Raw genomic sequence first — 15694 nt, forward strand, 5'->3', positions numbered from 1 at the left:
GGTCGCGCCCCATGCGGGCGCGTGGATTGAAACTTGTAACCATTGATCAAAATAATAAGAACCGACCGTCGCGCCCCATGCGGGCGCGTGGATTGAAACAATAACCCATAAACACCCTACACTATTACATTACCGTCGCGCCCCATGCGGGCGCGTGGATTGAAACCTGTTCCTGGGATTCAGGGCAGATTGGCTGGATCTGTCGCGCCCCATGCGGGCGCGTGGATTGAAACATTATCCGGCATTGATCCGCAAGAAGTGGAGAAGTCGCGCCCCATGCGGGCGCGTGGATTGAAACCAAGCATTGAAGACTGATGAGGATAAAAATGCTGTCGCGCCCCATGCGGGCGCGTGGATTGAAACTCAACTCTCCAAATCATGTGTGGGGTGATGGTTGGTCGCGCCCCATGCGGGCGCGTGGATTGAAACGGCCCATGTAAGCAAAGATAGGTAAGCCTCTTGCCGTCGCGCCCCATGCGGGCGCGTGGATTGAAACCTTATAAGCAAGATGGCTATGCAGCCGAACAGAAGTCGCGCCCCATGCGGGCGCGTGGATTGAAACATGCTCAGAGGGGATAAATAGGGGACGTAGTACACTTTTGAACTTGATTAATAAAAGGAATGGGGATCAAGTCAGCTTTTGGCTCTTGGGTTTCATTTCATTTTATAATAAACAAAATAATATGCATCAATTTGTCTCTTCAGAGGGTTCCGGTGGAATAACATAAAACAAACAGGCAGTCAGTTTAAAATTGAAAAAACAGTTCCGTTGGCTGTATTATTGAACGGACTAATAAGCAGTTCATGCTGATCAATTTTTTAGGTATCGATGTATAGATGAACTTATTCATTTGTCAATAAGAGCCAAAAGCGGATCTGACCCCTATATTTTTCCAGGCGGTTGTCGATATTGCTGCTTTGACAGATAGTGACAATCCACGGGTTTATTGGTATTGTGTGAAAAAGAAAGAAGCAATATCAAGCGGTGTTGAGTTGTCGACATTTTGTCGACAACTCAAACTTGAGTCGAAAGACGGCAAAAAGTACATGACGGAAGTTGCCAACACCGAAAGCATCTTCCGAATTATCCAGCCTATCACATCTCCCAAGGTGGAGCCTCTCAAATGCTGGTTGGCCAAGGTCGGTTATGTGGACGGGTTCAGGAAATTGAGGACCCGTAACTGGCAACCAAACGTACTAAAGCCATTTACCGTGCCAAAGGATATTCCGAAGCCTGGATCGAAAAACAGATGTGCGGTATTACTATCCGGGCGTAATTAACGGATGAATGGAAAGGGTGGGGACAAATTGTCCCCACCCTTTAGTTAGAGCGCATAGATTAAAAGTATTTTTTGAAAAAAAAAGAAATTCGATATCAAAACATCAACTTCACAAGAGCTATTGCGATAATAATACCTATAATGTCGGCGATAACACATACTGGCACCAGGTATTTTGTTTTGCGGATACCTACTGCACCTAAATAAACGGCAAGAACATAAAATGTGGTTTCGGCGCTACCGATAATAACTGCGCTGATTTTACTTGCAAGCGAATCGGGGCCGGTGCTGTTTACTATGTCTGTGAAAATTGCTGTTGATGCGCTTCCGGAAAGAGGTTTGATTATTGCAATGGAAAGTATTTCCGGTGGAATGCCAAACATATCAAGAGGGCCGGATAAGGCCGATTTGAGAATATCAAAAGCACCGGATGCTGCAAAAGCTTTGACGGCTATAAAAATAGCAAGAAGATACGGAAAGATTTTCACAATTACCTGGATTCCCTCTTTGGCCCCTGACACAAAGGAATCATATACCGGCACCTTTTTGAATGCGCCATATAAGACCGTAAACAAAATAAAAGCCGGGATCATAAGCTGGGAGATATAACCGATAATCTTCATTTTAGCAGCCTTCTGAACAGAAACAGTATGCATACGGCGATAAATGCGGATATCAATGTTGCGCATATGGTTGGAAATACTATGCCGGAAGGATTTGAAGATCCAAAATCCGAAAGAATTCCTACAACCGTAAAGGGTACAAACTGGATGCTTGCAGTATTGAGTACAATAAAAAGCATCATTTCAAATGTTAAATTATCCTTGTCTTCATTTAGAGTCTGAAGATCCTGCATTGCTTTTATGCCAAGCGGTGTTGCGGCATTTCCAAGGCCGAAGAAATTTGCCAGAATGTTAAGTGTTATAGATGTTACAGCAGGATGGTTTTCGGGAATTGTTTTAAACAGGCGGTTAATAACGGGCTTGAAAACATGTGAAATTTTATAAATAAGCCCTGATTCTTCTATAATCTTTGTAATGCCAAGCCATAATGATACTATGCCTGCCAGAAAAAGCGATATTTCAACCGCAGTTTTCGCCCCGTCAAAAATGGCTTTTGTAAGCTCTTCCAGCCTTCCCGTAAAGACCGCAGTGATAATACTTACAGTAATTAAAACAAGCCAGATAATATTCATTATAATTTCTTTTCAGGCTGCATACCAGTGTAACGCACAAGGGCGGCAAGAGCTTTTGCCGCATCCGAAGGAAAGCTGTAACATGGGATGCCTGCATCTTTTAATATGTTGATAGTTTCCGTCCAAAGACTTTTATCGGTCATGAGATTGCATATTATCGGTTTTTTCTTCTGTATGCCTGCATCGGCAATCTCTTTAGCTATGCTTACCGTATCCACAAAAAAAGGTGTTACGAAATTTATAAAAATACTGTCGATATGATCTTCATTTATCATTGCCTCTATTGCAATGCGAAAGTGTTTACTTAATCCTGTTGCAAGCAGATCAACAGGATTATTGACACAAGCTTCGGGATGAAGTTGTTTTATCAGATAATCTCTTGCTTGTTCCGAAAGCATGGGTATATCAAGCCCTGAGTCTATAAGCACATCTGTTGCAATAATTGCAGGGCCTCCGGTGTTTGTGATAATTCCCACGCGGTTTCCTTTTGGAAGCGGCTGCAAAGCAAAAGCTGCTGCTGCCCGGCATAATTCGCCTTCATCTTTAAATACAAGGATACCTGCTTTTTCTAAAATAATATCTGTGATTATATCTTTATCCGCCGAACTGCCGGTATGGGAATATACCGCTTTTTCACCTTCACCGGTACGGCCTGCTTTCATTGCAAGAACAGGCTTTTTATCCGTTATTTTTTTTGCAGCTTCAATAAAGGCTTTGTGGTCTGAAATGCTTTCGATATAAAGTACTATAACGCGGGTTCCTGCATCATCTCCAAAGTATTTTATTATTTCGGTAATGGTTACATCGCAGGCATTTCCATTAGATGCATATAGGCGGGTTCCGATTCCCATTTCAGAAAAACCCTGGTGTATCAACTCCCCCACACCACCGCTTTGTGCAGCTATTGAAATATAGCCGGCTTCAGGTTTTGTGAATGCAAAATTACAATAAGCCCTTACGTTCGGATCAGTATTTATTATTCCCTGACAATTGGGACCGAATATCCTGATGCCGTATTTTTTTGCCCGTAAAAGAAAATCTTTTTCTATAGCTTCGCCTTCAGGGCCAGTTTCTTTAAAGCCCGCAGAATTGATGATAATGGATTTAACGCCTTTTTTGCCGCAATCTTCTACTGCCTGGGGCACAAACTTACTGGGAATGATAATATGGGCAAGATCTATTTCGCCGGGCACATCCAGAATACTTTTATATGCCCTTATGCCTTGTATTTCATCTGCCTGTGGATTTATCGGATATATTGAACCTGTATAACCAAAATCTATAAGGTTTTTTAATATTCTGTTTCCAATGGAAAGTTCTTTTACTGATGCACCGATTATGGCAACTGATTTTGGTTTAAACAAACTGTCAAGCATGCTGGTTATTTTCCTCAAGTTGTTCGATAAAAGCTTCGATATTTGTTGTTGTCTGATCGTCTGATATACACCTTAGATCATTTAAATCGCCGTTTATTGTGAGATATGGAATCTTTGTTTCTTTTTCAAGCCTTTGAGGCATTCCATAGCGGCAGTTGGAATTGTGCGGGCAGGTTTTAGCATCATGGTAAATAATACCATCGATTTTAAAGAAATCCATCATCTCCTTGATATAATCTTGCTTGGCTTCATCCGATCTTGTAATAAAAAGCCTGGTGTAAGCTTTCGCCATACTGGTAAAAGGATCTTCGGGGTCAAAATCTGTGAATATCCAGCTGTTGCAATATGTGGAAGCAAGCACATTTGTATTAAGGTTTGTAAACATTTCGGAGTGGTCGCGCAGCCTGCCCCAGATGGGCATACCTTCCCAGTATATTCTGAACTTCTCGTTATCAAGAGAACCTTGCCTGTCTTTTATCCTTTGCCTTAATTCAGCATAAAGAAGTTTATAGTAATCGACTGCCTGTTGTGTTCCTCTAAGTACTACTGCTGGTGCCATATGAATTGTGCCATCGAAAAAAGTAATGGGAGAAGGAATGGCTGCGGCAGTATCTAAAACATTTTTCCACAAATCGGAACATTCACGGGAAAGAGCTACAGCTTGTTTCAGATTGTCGGCGTCATATTTTTTGCCGGATATTTTTTCCAAAGGTTTGATAAGAGCTTCTAGTTGCCTGGCCACAGATTCAATATGTGATTTATTAACATCTTTAATTCCTCTGTGTGTGTTTACTACAAGCAAAGGAACATTAAACTCTTTTGAATACCAGCAAAACCAGTCCTGGACATCTCTGCACTGGTTCGTATTGCATACAAGAACGTTAGGTTTAGGCACACATTCTATTCCTTCATATGCTTTTTTAAGCGGTGTTAAACCTCTTATATACGCTCCTATGTCAGAAGTAAGATACGAACATATATCAGGAGAATACCCGCGGGCATTTGCATAAGGAATCATTTCGGTTGACATACGGGTTGCGCCAAGCATTGCGCCGTGATTTTCGGGAAAAAATACAAGAAAACCCATGCCCCTTAATATCTCGGCCGGCCCAACGCTGGAACACCAGGCAATTTTTTTATCCCCTGTTTTTGCCGCATTATCCATTTCATAAAAATACTGCGACATTATTTTATTCATTTCAAAAGCAGCATTAATAGTTTTTCTGACTGCTAATTTGTCTTCCGCCATAAAAAATTTCCTCAACTATAGTTATTACATCATAAAATACGGGTCAACATCAATAACAACGCTGACATCTTTACCGCATATCTTATTGGCTTTTTCAAGGACAATTATTTTTGCAAACTGATGGAGGGGACTAAAACTATAGCCTTTTAAAAGAATTTGCCATCTGTAACGGCCGGCAACCTTGGCAACAGATGCTTCAACAGGGCCAAGCACCATTACAGATTTTTCAAATGATTTACTCCCGTTTTTCAATTCATTGCAGCAATTCCCCAAAGCTTTTGCACGTTCTTTGGTTCTTTTCTTATCTTTGCCTGAAAGCCGGATCATAATCATTTTTGAAAATGGAGGATAATTCAAATCCTTTCGAAAAACTATCTCTTTTTCATAAAAAGATATAAAATCCTGTTTTTTTGCAGATTTAATGGTGAAATGCTCCGGATTATATGTCTGGAGTATAACACTTCCTTTTGAATCTCCACGGCCTGCTCTGCCTGAGACCTGGGCTAAAAGCCCAAATGTGCGTTCACATGCCCTGAAATCGGGGAAAGAAAGTGACAGATCCGCACAGATTATGCCTACAAGTGTAATGCCGGGATAATCATGCCCCTTTGCAACCATTTGGGTTCCGATAAGTATATCAATGTTATGCTCGCTCAAATCTTTTAATATCTTTAATACGGAACCTTTGCGAATTGTTGTATCCGAATCCATCCTTGCAACTCTGGCCAGCGGGAAAAGAGTTTTAACCGCTTCTTCAATTTTTTCTGTGCCAAGCCCAAGAAGTTTAATTGCAGCAGATCCGCATTTGGCGCAATTGGAATTTGCAGCTTTTGTATAACCGCAATAATGGCATTTGTATGCATTTTCTGATTTATGCAGTGTTAGCGAAATGTCGCAATTTTTACATTTTACAGCTTCACCGCAAGCAGAACATACAGGAAAACCTGCAAAACCTCTGCGGTTTAGAAACAGCAGAACCTGTTCTTTCCGGGACAAAGTGTTTTTAATACCGTCTATAAGCTCTTGTGAAAAATACCGTCTAATTCCCCGGTTGTTACGGTAATTTTTTAAATCCACAACATTAACTTCAGGCAGCGTCTTGTTTTCTATACGCTTTGTTAGAGTAAGTCCTGAAAATTTATTTGATAAAACGTTTTGATACGATTGAACCGAAGGAGTTGCAGAACCAAGAAGTACTATACAGTTTTCAAGTTTTGCTCTCACAACTGCAAGATCTCTTGCATTATATCTAAGTCCTCCTTCCTGCTTATACGATGAATCATGTTCTTCATCGACTACTATTAATCCGATGTTTGTTAAAGGAGCAAAAACAGCAGATCTTGCACCGATTGCAATCAAAGTTTTTTTATCTGTTATTCTGCTCCATTGATCATATCTTTCTCCGGAAGAAAGACCGCTGTGCAAAATTGCCACGCATTCACCAAAACGTGCCCTGAACCTTTTTTCTATCTGAGATATAAGCGCTATTTCGGGTACCAGAACAAGAACGGAATACCCCTTATCAATAGCTGCAGAGGCAAGTTTCATGTAAACCTCGGTTTTGCCGCTTCCCGTAACTCCTGAAAGAAGAAAAGGAGAAAAGCCTTTGCCGAGAAAGTTTAATACATTTGAAATAACACGTTCCTGTTCATGGGTTGGAGCAGGAGCAATATCCGGACTTATTTCTTCTCCGAAAGGATCACGATAAACCGGTTTTTTGGATAAAATAAGATATCCGGCACTTTCTAATGCTTTAACAACTCTTGTCGCATTGGGGACATATTCTTTTAAACGCTTAAGAGACAGTTCGCCGTAAGTTTTTAAGCAATCTATTACATTTTTTCGTGATAATGATAATTTACTGTCAGGCAAACCGCCGCCGGAAAGACACACGTATGACTCCAACCTGGCTTTTGTTTTTCCGGATCTTATTGCTCCCGGAAGAGCTGTTTTTATTACTGCACCGATAGGATAAATATAATAATCTGCAATCCATTTAAAAAAAGGAACCATAGAAGGCGGGAAAATAGATGTTTTGTCTATAACATCTATTATAGGTTTTATTTCTTTATCATCATATTCACTTGTATGTTTACTTTCGGAAAGCACATACCCTGTTATGTTTCTTTGCCCGAAGGGAACAGTCACTCTTTTCCCCGGCAAAAAACCATCATGTAAGCCTTCGGGAACAATGTAAGTGAATATGCTATATACAGGTAAATCAACCGTAACATCAATATATTTAGTGTTGTTTGACATTTTTGTTTGCAAAATCAATAATTATTGTTAGAATTTTTATAATTTTATGCTATGTTTACACATAAGACAATATCCGGTTTAAAAAGCAACCTGTTTAAATTAAGGAGCCAGTTTCAAAACGCCCCATTTTGGCCGATCTTAAGCGTTGGGCTCAAATTTCAATCCTCGAAATACTAAATGTATTCCTGCGGTTGAAATTTTCTCCCGCCTTGAGCTTGACCAAACTGAAACGTTTTGAAAGTGGCTCTAAGATTTAGATTTTTTTATGCTCTGTACTTTCTCTGTTTTTTATGAAAATTATTTTTTAAACGTGTAAAATGGAAAGGAGAAATTCATGCACACGACATTTAAAAAACCTGTTATGATTTTATCAATTATTGCACTGCTAATTATATCATCCACTCCTGCGGTATTTGCGCTGGATTGCAACAAGACGGAAACACCCGAAGGTATTGCTATGATTGCCGACTTTGTAGCAGTAAGGCCAATTGGTATAGCCAGTCTTGCTACAGGTTCCGTTGTATTTATTCTTTCTTCCCCCTTCTCTGCTCTTGGTGGAAATGTTGCAGCAGCCTGGGATAAATTAGTAGTTAAGCCTGCAGGATATACCTTTAAAAGACCTCTCGGGCAATTTAAATAATATCAGGTTTCGAGACTGTTGCAGATGCCTACTGTTGGTTGATTACAAATCGTTTCATTTGAATAGTGGAGCATAAGCGCTATCAATAAGCGCTTATGCTCTAAATATTTGCTATTGTGCCACGCGGATTTTTAAGGTCTTGTCTTGTTGATACTATCCTATCTATGTTTTTTATGCCCGTAATCCGGATGATATTTTTTCCTTTCGTCTATGGGTATATATTCCGTCAATGGCGGACCGTCATATATTTGCCGCGGACGACTTAATTTCCATTTGGGATCATCCGCACTTTCCTTCCACTGAGCTATCCACCCTGGAAGTCTTCCTATTGCAAACATGACTGTAAACATATTTGTAGGTATACCAAGAGCTCTTAATAAAATACCGCTGTAAAAGTCTATGTTAGGATAGAGGTTATGTTCCAGAAAATAAGTATCTTTCAAGGCAACTTCTTCCAGCGCTTTTGCTATATCAAGCAAAGGGTCGCTTGTCTGAAGTTTTTCAAGAATAATATCACAAGTATTTTTCATAATCTTTGCTCTCGGGTCATAGGTTTTATAAACCCTGTGCCCAAAACCCATTAGTCTGAAGGGGTCTTTTTTATCTTTAGCCCTTTCAACAGCTTTTTTAACATTATCACCGTCTTTTCTTTTTATTCTTGTAAGCATTTCTACAACAGCCTGATTTGCTCCTCCATGCAAAGGACCCCAAAGGGCAGCAATTCCGGCGGAAATAGCGGCGTAAAGATTTACTCTCCCGCTTCCTACCATTCTGACTGTAGAGCTTGAGCAGTTTTGCTCGTGATCTGCATGCAGAATCCAGAAAACATTTAAAGCCTTGACCATTTCATCATCGATCTGATAGGGCCTGACCGGGCTATCGAACATCATATTAAGGAAATTGGCACAATAGGACAGATCAGGACGTGGATAAACAACTTTATGTCCTCTGGATATTTTGTAAGACATGGCGGCAAGTGTTCGAATCTTGGAAAGCAGGCGTGTAACAGTTAAATTTATCTGTTCTACAGATTCAACTTTAAGTTCGGGATAAAAACTTCTAAGGGCAGTAACCATTGAAGAAAGAATTCCCATAGGATGAGAGGCCCTTGGAAAACTCTGAAAAAACGATTGCATGTCTTCATGAATAAGAGAATTATCGTTTAATAGAATGGAGAAATCGGTTAGCTGCTTTCTGGTAGGTAGTACCCCATTTACCAAAAGATATGTTGTTTCAATAAATAAAGAATTTTCAGCAAGCTGTTCAACGGGAATTCCCCTGTAACGGAGAATTCCCTTTTCCCCATCCATAAAAGTAATTGAACTTATACAGCTGCCGGTGTTGGCAAAACCGGTATCAAGAGTTATTAAGCCTGTTTTTTCACGAAGTATGGAAATATCAATTGCTTTTTCACCCTCTGTACCTGTAACTACGGGCAGAGTGTATTTTTCCCCTTGGTATATCAATTCTACATGTTCTGCCATAATATTTCCCCTTTTTTTACAATAGAGCCAGTTTCAAAACGCCCCATTTTGGCCGATCTTAAGCGTTGGGCTCAAATTTCTATCCTCGAAATACTTAATGTATTCCTGTGGTTGAAATTTCCACCCGCCTTGAGCTTGACCAAACTGAAACGTTTTGAAAGTGGGCCTCAAGATTACTCATTAAAGCATTGATTTCGGTTTCCGTCATGTTTAACTCATTTCTAAGCAATGTATTTAGTTCCGCATTATGCTCATGAAATATTTTCAGCCAGCGGCGTATTGTGCGAAATTTTACTCCAAGTGTTTTTTTTGTATATAAAAGCTGGTTGCCATCGGCCAAAAGCTTAAGAGCTTTTAAGACATTCTCTTCAGATGAACATAAATTATAAAATATAGTTCCGGTTCTGTTGCAAAAAGATTTTTTACATTCCTTACAAAGGAAGCGGCGTCCTGTTTTTTCATCTTTTCTGCGGTATGTTCCGTTTAAAACAATATTTGCTTTTCCTTTTTTACCATATAATGAGCAATTTTTATTTGGACATACAAGTTTGTCTGATTCACTTTGCTGATTTGCCTGAACGGTAAAGTCTTCAAATGAATTTCTATGCTCCGGGTGGGAATTAAATGATTTGCATTTGTCAACGATCAGGGCGGCGGAATCATTATCCGGTGTTAACGTTTTAATACCGGATATTTTATCCAATGAAGATCTTTCAAATATTTTCTGATCTTTACTTAATACTTCCGGTTCAACGTCTGGCGTCTCTTTCGGTTCGGACCTTTTGATCGGATCATTATCTTCCTTCAGTTTATGTTTTTCAAGCAACCAATACCATGGCCCGCCTGATCTCATCACAATATCTAATCCTGCTTCATACAGGATATTGTGATTTTTTGATATTGCCTGTTTATCATTTTCTAATATCTTAAATCCCATGGTACTCAACAATTCATGAGTTTCTTTCATTGCTGAATACATGCCAACTATGTATCTTTCTTTTTTATCAATATCGGTAAGGTAATGTGCTACCTGTATAGTTTTATAATACGCTATATTTATGCTGGAAATATATGAAGAAAAAAATAATAATGCGCCTTCCTTAAGAGCAATAATATCACTGATGCTTTCGGGCATAAGCCAGCCCTCAAATGATTTTTGCTTCTTTAGCTGATCAAATGCGTCTTTTGTTAAGGGTAGCCAGATGCTGTGCCCTACATAATCGCCCCTGGAATCCAAAATCATAAAATTTAAATCAGGAATAATTGAAGATGCCTTTTCGACAACATCTCTTCTAAGTGGTTTAAGTGCATGGTAAATGTTATTATGGCACGAAAGCACCATATTATACTGCCTGTCAGTTCTGATACTTTCTCTGGTTAAAGTAAAGTCGTCGCCTTTTTTATGGTATGTTCCGTTTAAAACAATATTTGCGTTTTGCTTTTTTCCATATAATGGGAAATCCTTATTTGGATATACAAGTTTGTCTAAGCCGCTTTGCCGCTTTGACTGAACGGTAAAGTCTTCAAATGAATTCCCATGCCCAGGTTGATGATCAAATGATTTGCGTCTGTCAACGATCATGACGCCGGAATCATTATCCGGTATTGAAGTTTTGATACCGGTTATTTTATCCAATGAAGATTTTTCAAACATATCTTGATCTTTGCTTAATATTTCCGGATCAACTACTGACATCTCATTTGGTTCAAACCTTTCGGTCAGATCATTTGCCTCTTTTACTTTATGTTTTTCAAGCAACCAATGCCATGGCCCACCGGGTCTCATAACAATATCTAATCCGGCTTCATATAGCATATTGTAATCTTCCGATATTGCATGTTTATCGTTTTTTGCTAATTTAAATCCCAAGGTACTTAGCAGTTCATGAGTTTCTTTCATGGCCGTATACATACCAACTATGAATTTTTCTTTTTTATCAATACCGGTAAGGTATTGCGTGGCGTTTATTTGGTTATAGTACGCTACATTTATGCTGGCTTTATATGTAGAAAACAATAATATTGTGCCTTCCTTAAGAGCAACAATATCACTGATGCTTTCGGGTGTAAGCCAGCCCTCAAATGACTTTTGCTTCTTTAGCTGTTCAAATGCGTCATTTTTTAAGGGCAGCCAGATGCTATGTCCCACATAATGGCCCCAGGAATCCAAAACAATAAAGTTCAAATCAGGAATGATTGAAGATGCTTTTTCGACAACATCTCTTCTAAGCGGTTTAACCGCACGGTAAATATCATTATGGCACGAAAGTACCATATTATACTGCTTGTCAGTTCTGATTTTTTCTTTGGTTAAAGAAAAGACATCGTCCAATTTTCCGGAGTATTTGAATAGTGTACTCGGCAATGAATCCGCTAATACCGGCGAGGACGCAAACCATCTTTTTTGTAAGGTATACCACATGGGCTGGTCTGCGTTAAGAGCTACGCATACCTGCATGGGAATACCTGTAACCTCGGAAAGATCATGGAGATTTTCGGTTCGAACACGGCGTCGGTTTGATTCCCAATTGCGTAATTGTCTAACGCTTACCCTTATCAGTCCTGAAATAAATTCCTGGCTTACTCCACGCCATTTTCTATAGTCTTTTAATAGAGATCCAAGCGATTTGTACAGTTTGGGACTATCATAGGAACTCTTTGTACCTCGTAAAACAAGCATGAGTTGTATAACACCGTAAAAGAAGACAAATTGTAAAATACAATAAATGGAGAAACCGATGTCTCAAGCATTCGTGCATTAATATACTGTATTTATAATCATTAAATATCGAAAAGTAATTTATACTACATAATTCAACTTTTTTTTGCAATAGAAAAAAATCGTTAATATACCGGGAATATTTATGTTTGAGTTTTTGAAAAAGCCTCTGTTTTATCAATATAATAGAGGCGTACTTTGGCATGAATCAGCTTTTTTAAAAGATAGTAATTACTATACTGCAATGTCAGGCAAGACATGAAACAACAAAAAAGCTGATTCATGCTGATGAGAGAATATAATTATAACAATGAAAAGGGTGGAAAGGGGAAAGAAGGAGAAAATGAAACGCAAGGGAAAATTAAAGTATTTTGGATTGTTATTAAGTTCGTTATTTGTTCTGTTCTTATTTACCGGCATTGGCCAGTCTATGGATTTACCTAAAGTAATCGATAAGAGTAACTGTAAACAATACAAAGACATTCTTATTCCTGCCATGTACCGGGCAGTTGAAAGAGGCGATTATTATATCACACCTGGGAAATTAAACTTTAAATACAAGCAAAATGACAGCTTTCTTGCAGCAGGTGCAAAAAATGCCGGAAAATTTGATGTTAGTCCCAAAGGCGATTTGATCAGTAAACAAACAGGAAAATATCCGGAAAATGTTTACGGTTATCCTTTTCCCGATATTGATACCAAAGATCCCAGGGCCGGTTCAAAAATCATATTCAATTTTAATTTCCAGAGATACCGTTTTATGGGTTCAAGAGAAAAAACCCGTGTTATGTGGATAGATAAAAACGGAGAGGAACGTTATGCTCAGGGTATAGATACCCGCCTATACTTGAACGGTCGGCCGCCAGGTAAGGCAATAAATAATCCCGATAAGGTTTTGGCTTATGAGCTTCAGAATGTTTTAGAACCAATGAGTGTTAAAGGGACTAATTCACTCAACTATGTTTATTTTGATTCAAAGAGGGATGATTCCTGTTATGCATATGTCCCTGCTATCCGCAGAACCAGGCAAACCGGCACGACAACCAGGTCTGACCCTTACATGGGTTCCGACTCATGGTGGGATACAAATTATATGTGGGCCGGGAAAGACAGTACAATGAATTGGAAATATGTGGGTGAAAAGACTATCCTGGTTGGTTTTACAAGTCCTGATATGCTGCCTGCGAAAGAATTGCCGGATGGAAGTATGACCAGATCGTTTCCCTTTACCGGCAGTCATGTCAATTTGGGTTTTCAGGACCCAAACTGGAAAGGTAAATCCTGGGCACCTGTTAATTTGACTTATGTTCCGAGAAAAGTATGGATTGTGGAACAGACACCTAAAGATCCTTATTATAACTGGGACTTGCATGTAAATTATATAGATCAGGAAACTTATGTCATATGGTTTAAGGAGGTATATGAAAAATCCGGAGATTTTCGGACATGGGTATCATTTTTAGTGCACTACAGTGAGGCCCAGAGCGGCAAAAATAACACAGGGGATCATGATGCTATGCTTTATATTGATGAAAAAGCTATCCACTCCACATGTGTAAGCCGATCAGCGAGTCCGGAGAATGCCTTGTTTATGCCGGCTGATAAACTTAGTCCCAGCTATTTTACTCTTAGTAATTTTTTATTGTTGTCCAAGTAAGGTTGATTATAATTAAAAATAACTGCGATGATTTTTTATTATCATCGCAGTTATTTAATCGGAGTTTCATGCGGATTTAAACAAAAAGGCATTGTGAGAGAAAAACATGCATGCCAAAATACCCTGAGCAATTTCTTCACTATCCAAGCAACACTGACTGCTTTAGCACTGCTACAGAGACAGCCGTCTTGTGGCTAATGATGCCTGGGATTTTGCGCGTCTCTTCATTGATGAAAGAAGCGCATTCTTCCAGATTGCGAAAAACGGCAGCAAAGTACACTTTGAATTGGCCGCTGACGATGAGCACATGCGCAATTCTCTCGTTTGCAGCCAGCGCTGCAGCCACATTGTTGATTTCTCCGGGGTAAACCTTCAATAATACCTGTGCCTGTACAGCAGATCTTTCAGGTATGACCAGAATGGTGAAAGCAATGATGTTATCATTGACAAGTCCGGTAAGCTTTCGGCTTATAACCTTCCTGCTCAATCCAAGCTTTCTGCTCAAATTCATATTAGTCTCTCTGGGATTCAACTTCAACGCATCTATCAATCTGGTTTCCGATTCGTCAAGGTCACGATGTCTTGACAGCCCAGCCAGGCCAACGCTGCCATCATTATGCGCCCATGTTCTTTTCACCACCTTCAGGACCATCAGCTCTTCAATAGTTGCAAGGCCCGGAACCTTGCTCAATTCGCCGTCAAAGAAACCAAGCATTTCTTCGATATCATGGAAAACCGCAAATAATGTCATGTCAAAGCAACCCGTGGCGATATTGATAGTCTGAACACAGGCTAATGGTTTTAAATATTCGACCGCGGCATCGCAAGTGCCTGGACGACGGATATTCAACCCAAAAAATGCCCTGGTCTGGAATTTCATAGCTACCGGATTCAGCACAGGGATTATTTTGATCATTTTTTCATCAAGAAGCCTTTGAAGCCTTACCTGAACAGTTGTTGAAGTTACACCCAGCTTCTTGGCAATCCGGCGATTGCTTTGTCTGGAGTTAGCTTCAAGTTCCTTTATCAGCATCAGGTCAAGCTCATCGACCTGGTACTTTGACGTTTTTTTCTTTTCGACCATTATAACACTTCCAGTATATCCCAAAACAATGTTTCTAAACTCACCATTCCAACTTTATAAATGAATCCTTTATAAATGGTTACGGTATGTTTGTCAAGAACCGACGATGGGCCCCAATATTAACCAGCTGGAGATAACATAACAGCATATGGCCCAATGTAAAGAATGATATGGGCCATATCATCGAGTACTCAAAAAAATCTCTTGACATTTGGCATGTTCGTTTATAAATGGTTGCTGTATGTTTGTCAAGAATCGATGATGGGCCACAACATTAACCAGTTGGCGATTTCCTGACAGTATATGGCCATATATAAAGACATATACGGGCCATATCACCGGAAAACCACAAAATGATCTTGGCATTAGGCATATTAGATGTTGAAATGAGGACTAAAGAGAATCGTTCTTATATATTCCTGCTTCAATACTGAACCCTGGCTTTTTTACCACGAAAAATTTCTTGCTGTTATCTACTTAGGATGGATCAGGATGTAGTTTATTATACTGGCTCTTATGTTGGCGTTTAATGAGAAAAGGAGGTGAGACATACAAAGTAGGGGGAAATTGTATCTTTTTTAAAACACTTAATTAAGGAGGAAAGATATGGGTAAGAGAAGATGGGGGGAAACAGGTTTGTTTGTGTTTACAATTGTTGTGCTGTTAGGAATATTCTCTTCAAATGCTTCAGCAGAAATGGAATCCAGTTTTCATGGTTTTTTTGAATCCAGTTTTGTTTTGCGTGATACAA

10 protein-coding genes, 1 pseudogene and 1 CRISPR repeat array are annotated in these 15694 nt (G+C 39.5%); of the genes and pseudogenes, 3 read left to right on the forward strand and 8 right to left on the reverse strand.

Going from position 1 to position 15694, the window contains the following annotated elements:
- Position 1 precedes the first annotated feature (1 nt).
- A CRISPR array of direct repeats spans positions 2–562; the repeat unit is 32 nt; unit sequence GTCGCGCCCCATGCGGGCGCGTGGATTGAAAC.
- A gap of 314 nt (positions 563–876) precedes the next feature.
- A pseudogene (locus KKC46_19525) lies at positions 877–1274 on the forward strand (phage antirepressor protein).
- Between the two features lie 101 nt (positions 1275–1375).
- Here the strand turns inward: KKC46_19525 and KKC46_19530 are convergent.
- The 5 genes from KKC46_19530 to priA are packed head-to-tail and all read right to left on the reverse strand — an operon-like array spanning position 1376 to position 7359.
- Positions 1376–1903 carry a spore maturation protein gene (locus tag KKC46_19530; protein ID MBU1055993.1) on the reverse strand — a complete coding sequence of 176 codons (528 nt, stop codon included), beginning with the start codon at positions 1901–1903 and terminating at the stop codon, positions 1376–1378.
- Positions 1900–2475 (reverse strand): spore maturation protein, encoded by a 576-nt coding sequence (locus KKC46_19535; protein ID MBU1055994.1) that lies wholly within the window; start codon positions 2473–2475, stop codon positions 1900–1902. The genes KKC46_19530 and KKC46_19535 overlap by 4 nt, the downstream gene beginning before the upstream one ends.
- On the reverse strand, positions 2475–3851 hold the full coding sequence (locus tag KKC46_19540; GenBank protein ID MBU1055995.1) for a CoA-binding protein: 1377 nt from the start codon (positions 3849–3851) through the stop codon (positions 2475–2477). The genes KKC46_19535 and KKC46_19540 overlap by 1 nt, the downstream gene beginning before the upstream one ends.
- Positions 3844–5100 (reverse strand): 2-hydroxyacyl-CoA dehydratase family protein, encoded by a 1257-nt coding sequence (locus KKC46_19545; protein ID MBU1055996.1) that lies wholly within the window; start codon positions 5098–5100, stop codon positions 3844–3846. The genes KKC46_19540 and KKC46_19545 overlap by 8 nt, the downstream gene beginning before the upstream one ends.
- 24 nt (positions 5101–5124) lie before the next feature.
- Positions 5125–7359 carry a primosomal protein N' gene (gene priA / locus KKC46_19550; GenBank protein ID MBU1055997.1) on the reverse strand — a complete coding sequence of 745 codons (2235 nt, stop codon included), beginning with the start codon at positions 7357–7359 and terminating at the stop codon, positions 5125–5127.
- 334 nt (positions 7360–7693) lie between these two features.
- Here priA and KKC46_19555 point away from each other — a divergent pair, with 334 nt between their 5' ends.
- A complete protein-coding gene (locus KKC46_19555; GenBank protein MBU1055998.1) occupies positions 7694–7999 on the forward strand; it encodes a hypothetical protein in 306 nt (101 codons plus the stop codon).
- Between the two features lie 158 nt (positions 8000–8157).
- On the opposite strand, the gene KKC46_19560 is transcribed toward KKC46_19555, so the two are convergent.
- On the reverse strand, positions 8158–9483 hold the full coding sequence (locus KKC46_19560; GenBank protein MBU1055999.1) for a citrate synthase: 1326 nt from the start codon (positions 9481–9483) through the stop codon (positions 8158–8160).
- A gap of 94 nt (positions 9484–9577) precedes the next feature.
- A complete protein-coding gene (locus KKC46_19565; protein MBU1056000.1) occupies positions 9578–12163 on the reverse strand; it encodes a helix-turn-helix domain-containing protein in 2586 nt (861 codons plus the stop codon).
- A 382-nt stretch (positions 12164–12545) separates the two neighbouring features.
- Here KKC46_19565 and KKC46_19570 point away from each other — a divergent pair, with 382 nt between their 5' ends.
- A complete protein-coding gene (locus KKC46_19570; protein ID MBU1056001.1) occupies positions 12546–13859 on the forward strand; it encodes a DUF1329 domain-containing protein in 1314 nt (437 codons plus the stop codon).
- A 139-nt stretch (positions 13860–13998) separates the two neighbouring features.
- Here KKC46_19570 and KKC46_19575 read toward each other — a convergent pair whose 3' ends face one another.
- Positions 13999–14943 carry an Lrp/AsnC family transcriptional regulator gene (locus tag KKC46_19575; protein MBU1056002.1) on the reverse strand — a complete coding sequence of 315 codons (945 nt, stop codon included), beginning with the start codon at positions 14941–14943 and terminating at the stop codon, positions 13999–14001.
- Positions 14944–15694: the final 751 nt, after the last annotated feature.

The sequence above is a fragment of the Pseudomonadota bacterium genome (assembly GCA_018817425.1).
Lineage (GTDB): Bacteria > Desulfobacterota > Desulfobacteria > Desulfobacterales > RPRI01 > RPRI01.